Here is a 4862-nt window from a genome sequence, read left to right as displayed (position 1 = left end):
GGTCTGGATCAGGCTGGTTCCTCACTCTCTGCAAAAGGCACCGCCAGCGTTCGGCGGAGTCGTCACAGCAGCGCCGTCTGGCGCAGTCACTAGAGTTTTGGAGAACCCATGGGCGTTCCGCTTATCCAGCAGGTCACCGTCGCACGCTACCTCCTCGGCAAGAAGCTTGCGGGTGTGAAGCGCTACCCGCTGGTGTTGATGCTGGAGCCACTATTCCAGTGCAATCTCGCCTGTGCCGGCTGCGGCAAGATCGATTACGAGAAGGACATCCTGCAGCAGCGCGTCAGCGTCGAGAAAGCGCTGGCTGCCGCCGCCGAATGCGGCGCGCCAATGGTCTCGATTCCGGGTGGCGAGCCGCTGATTCACAAGGAAATGCCTCAGATCGTCGCCGGCCTGGTGAAGATGAAGAAATTCGTCTACCTGTGCACCAACGCGATCCTGCTGAAGAAGCACATCAACGATTACACCCCGTCGCCCTACCTGACGATGTCGATCCATCTCGACGGTCTTGAAAAGCGCCACGACGAATCGGTGTGCATGGACGGCGTCTTCGTCAAGGCTGTCGAAGCGATCAAGATGTGTGTCGAGCGCGGCTTCCGCGTCACCATCAACTGCACGCTGTTCTCGGGCGAGCCGCCGGAAGAGATCGCCGACTTCTTCGACTACGCGATGACCCTGGGCGTTGAAGGCATCACCGTATCGCCGGGCTACAGCTACCAGCACGCGCCGCGTCAGGACGTGTTCCTCGGCCGCACCTCGTCGAAGCAGCTGTTCCGCGATGTCTTCCGCATCGGCCGCGCGCGCAAGTCGAACTGGAAGTTCAACCAGTCGCCGATGTTCCTCGACTTCATCGCCGGCAACCAGGCCTACCAGTGCGAGCCCTGGGGCACGGTGACCTACAACGTGTTCGGCTGGCAGAAGCCCTGCTACCTGCTCGTCGACGAAGGTCATGTCAGCACCTACAAGGAGCTGATGGAAACCACCCAATGGGAAAACTACGGTGTCGGCAAGAACCCGAAGTGCGACAACTGCATGGCGCACTGCGGCTTCGAAGGCACGGCGGTCAACGACACTTTCGCCAATCCGCTGAAGGCGGCCAGAGTGGCGCTGTTCGGCCCGGACATCGATGGCCCGATGGCGCCCGATCTGCCGATTCTCTACGGCAATCGCAGTGATGCAGCAGCAGTGCGGATTCCGGTCAGCGCGATCACCAAGAAGGCCAAGCCGGCAGCCGAAAAGGCCTAGGGCTGGTCGGCAGCTGCGATCTCCGCAACCGCCGATCGTCAAAGGTGATCGAGATGGATGCCGCGTTCTGGTTGGCCGTTCCTGCGGCTGTCATGTGGTTCGGCCTGTGGCTGGCCCCCTGGCGGCCGTGGAGCGTCCGCGAGCAGCTGGAGCCGACCGGCTTCGGGCCGAATCATCAGGGCGGCAGCGGCGATATGGATCAGGTCACCGTGCTGATTCCGGCACGCAACGAGGCCGAAGTCCTCGAGCGCACGCTGGACAGACTTCAAGCCCAGACCGATGGATCGGGATCCGGGCTGAAGATCGTCGTCATCGACGACCAGTCCGATGACGGCACCGGCGACATCGCCCGTCGCTATCCGAATGTCGAAGTGATTGCCGGCCAGCCGTTGCCGAAAGGCTGGGCCGGCAAGCTGTGGGCGCTGGAGCAGGGCAAGTCGCGGGTCAAGACGTCGATGACCTTGCTGCTCGATGCCGATATCGCGCTGGAACCGGGCCTGCTGTCGGCACTGCTCGCGCACAAGCGGGCCACTGGCGCGCACTTCGTCAGCTTGATGGCCGATCTGCGCCGCACCTCGTTCTGGGATCGCCTGTTACTGCCGGCCTTCGTCTACTACTTCAAGCTGATCTATCCGTTCTCGGTGTCGAACTCGCCGTCGAAATGGGTCGCGGCTGCGGCTGGTGGCTGCGTGCTGGTCGACACGGCTGCGCTGCGCAAGGTCAACGCCTTCGAATGCCTGAAGGACGCGCTGATCGATGACTGCACCTTGGCGCGGCACATCAAGGACGGCGGCTACAAGACCTGGATCGGCCTCAGCCGCGGCGTCATCTCGCTGCGCCCCTACGGCACTCTGAAAAGCGTGCATGACATGGTCGCCCGCTCGGCGTTCACCCAGCTGCGCTACTCGACGCCGCTGCTGCTGCTGGTCACTGCGCTGTTCGCGCTGGCCTACTGGTTTCCGCTGGTGGCACTGGCGCATGGCTCCTGGCTGGCCGCATTGGCGCTGCTGGCGATGTGCGCAGCCTATGTGCCGACCCTGCATTACTACGGCCTGTCGCCGCTCTGGGCGCTGGCCTCACCTTTGATTGGGGCGCTGTATCTCGGGATGACGTGGAGTTCCGCAATCCGGAGCTGGCGCGGCGTGCGCTCGAAATGGAAAAACCGCACCTACGAAGTCCATCACTGACTGACGTCGGGCGTTAAAAAGAGAGAGAAGACATGAGCAAGGCAGAATTCGGCATCAGTGCCTTCGCGGCCTATGTGCCGCCGTATCGCGTGGACCTGCGCGAATGGTGCGAGTGGACCGGCAACAGCTGGGACAAGACCCGCGCAGTGATCGGTGAAAGCTTCCGGGTGCCGGGTGTCGAGGAAGACGTCTACACGATGGCGGCGAACGCGGTGCTGGCGCTGATCGATCGCAATGCTGTCGACCCGGCGAAGATCGGCTATCTGGCGCTGGGCACCGAGTCCAGCGTCGACAACGCCACCGGTGCGGTGATCGTCCGTGGTCTCGTCGATCGCGCACTGGCCGCCACTGGCCGGCCGCGCATCGCCCGCGACTGCGAGGTGCCGGAGTTCAAGCAGGCCTGCCTGGCCGGTGTCTATGGCCTGAAGGGCGCGGTGCGCTATCTGGCCCACGATGGCGCCGAGCGTCAGGCCGTGGTCGTGGCTGCCGACATCGCCGAATACGAGCGCGGCTCCTCCGGCGAACCGACGCAGGGCGCCGGTGCCGTCGCCATGCTGTTGGAGCGCGATCCGAAGATCGTCGCCCTCGATCTGCGCAACGGCGGCAGCGCCTCGACGTTCCGCGGCCTCGACTTCCGCAAGCCGTTCCAGCGCTATGCCGGCCAGACCACCAGCGTCAGCGGTCGCCTGTCCGATTTCCCGGTGTTCAACGGCAAGTTCTCGACCGCCTGCTATGTCGACGAAACCCTGTCGGCAATCGACCAGCTGCTGGCCAAGCGCGGCGGCGCCCACGGCCGCTATTTCCGCGAGCTGGAAGCGGTGTTCATGCATCGCCCGTATCACAAGATGCCGGTCACGGCCTGGGCGCTCGGCTACCTGTTCGCGCTCGGCGCCGACGGTGCGCTCGGTGCCGATGAGCTGAACGGCTACTGCGTGGCGTCCGGCGTCGATCCGGTGCAGCTCGCGGCCGAGATGGCAGCGGTGACCACCCGCGCCTTCGAGCCGGACTTCGACGGCACCGTCGCCGAACCGTATCCGCTGACTGCCGGGCTGATGAAAGCCTTCCGCGAGACCGACACCTACAAGCGCGTGGTCGACGACAAGATGCGTCTCGGCGCCAAGCCGATGATGGCGATGGGCAACCTGTATTCGGCCGCACTCCCGGGCTGGCTTGCTGCAGGCCTCGAAGAAGCTGCGAAAGCCGGCCGCGATCTCGCCGGCCGCGAAATCCTGCTGATCGGCTACGGCAGCGGCGACGCCTCCGAAGCGATTCCCGCGCGCATCGTGCCGGGCTGGCAGGACGCCGCAAGCCGCATCCATCTGGCCGGCGCGCTCGATGGCGCCGTCGCGCTGAACGCCGAGCAGTACGCGGCGCTGCACGAAGGCCGCCCGGCACCGGGCATTGCACCTGCCTGCCGCGGCATCCGCATCAATCGCATCGGCGATCGCCGTACCGGCGCGCTGCAGGATTTCGGGATCGCCTACTACGACCTGGGCGTCTAGCGTTGATTTTTTGTCAACGCCGTCATGCAACTGTCACAAAAGTCGCAAACACTATGCCTGACGGGTGCTTTGGCAAGCTTTGACCGGTTTCAGTGCAACGAAACTGTCAAGCAACGCCAGTACGCTCTAAGTAGCTGACATTACGGTCGGTTTTCGGGCCGAACCCTTCAGGAGAAATTCGTGAGTCTCATCAACAAAGTTGCGCTGCGTACTTTCGTGCTTGGCGCCGCTGTCACCTTCATCGCGCCGATGGCGCTGGCTGCCGATATCTCCGGCGCCGGATCAACCTTTTTCTATCCGATCGCCTCGAAGTGGGCGGATACCTACAAGAAAGACACCGACATCGGCCTCAACTATCAGTCGATCGGTTCGGGCGGCGGCATCAAGCAGATCAAGGCCAAGACCGTCACCTTCGGCGCTTCCGACAAGCCGCTGAAAATCGAAGAACTCAACGAAGCCGGCCTGACGCAGTTCCCGGCCGTGATGGGCGGTGTTGTGCCGGTCATCAATGTCGAAGGAATCAATCCTGGCGACCTGGTGCTGAGTTCCGACCTCATTTCGCGCATCTTCCTTGGCCAGATCACCGCCTGGGACGACAAGGCGATCGTCGCGCTGAATCCGTCGGCCAAGCTGCCGAAGACCAAGATCGCCGTGGTCCATCGTTCGGATGGTTCGGGCACGACCTTCCTGTTTACCGACTACCTCGCGAAGACCAATTCGGAATGGCGCGAAGCCGTCGGTGCCAATTCCGCCGTCGAGTGGCCGACCGGTATCGGCGCCAAGGGCAATGAAGGCGTTGCCGGCGTGGTCAAGCAGACCAAGGGCTCGATCGGTTACATCGAGTACGCCTACGCCAAGCAGAACAAGCTGACCTACACCAAGATGATCAACAAGAGCGGCGGCACCGTCGCTCCGGAAGCCGACACCT

Annotated in this window: 4 protein-coding genes; all 4 read left to right on the top strand. The window is 63.4% G+C overall.

The window, feature by feature from the left end:
- Positions 1–108 precede the first annotated feature (108 nt).
- Positions 109–1245, top strand: coding sequence for an adenosyl-hopene transferase HpnH (hpnH, locus tag QZY06_RS07845; protein ID WP_295682525.1), 1137 nt, complete (start codon positions 109–111; stop codon positions 1243–1245).
- A 53-nt stretch (positions 1246–1298) separates the two neighbouring features.
- On the top strand, positions 1299–2432 hold the full coding sequence (locus QZY06_RS07840; RefSeq protein WP_295682527.1) for a glycosyltransferase: 1134 nt from the start codon (positions 1299–1301) through the stop codon (positions 2430–2432).
- Between the two features lie 32 nt (positions 2433–2464).
- Positions 2465–3934, top strand: a complete 1470-nt coding sequence (locus tag QZY06_RS07835; protein ID WP_022978385.1) for a hydroxymethylglutaryl-CoA synthase family protein — start codon at positions 2465–2467, stop codon at positions 3932–3934.
- A gap of 249 nt (positions 3935–4183) precedes the next feature.
- Positions 4184–4862: phosphate ABC transporter substrate-binding protein PstS (pstS, locus tag QZY06_RS07830; protein WP_367275587.1), on the top strand; the 679-nt coding region annotated here is incomplete at its 3' end.

Source organism: uncultured Nevskia sp. (assembly GCF_903885465.1).
Taxonomy (GTDB): domain Bacteria; phylum Pseudomonadota; class Gammaproteobacteria; order Nevskiales; family Nevskiaceae; genus Nevskia.
Note: the sequence above shows the minus strand (reverse complement) of the source record. Positions and strands in the feature narration are given on the sequence as shown.

Excerpts from the sequence above, each read along its gene's own strand:
- hpnH (WP_295682525.1), top strand. The coding sequence starts at position 109 with ATGGGCGTTCCGCTTATCCAGCAGGTCACCGTCGCACGCTACCTCCTC.
- QZY06_RS07840 (WP_295682527.1), top strand. The coding sequence starts at position 1,299 with ATGGATGCCGCGTTCTGGTTGGCCGTTCCTGCGGCTGTCATGTGGTTC.
- QZY06_RS07835 (WP_022978385.1), top strand. The coding sequence starts at position 2,465 with ATGAGCAAGGCAGAATTCGGCATCAGTGCCTTCGCGGCCTATGTGCCG.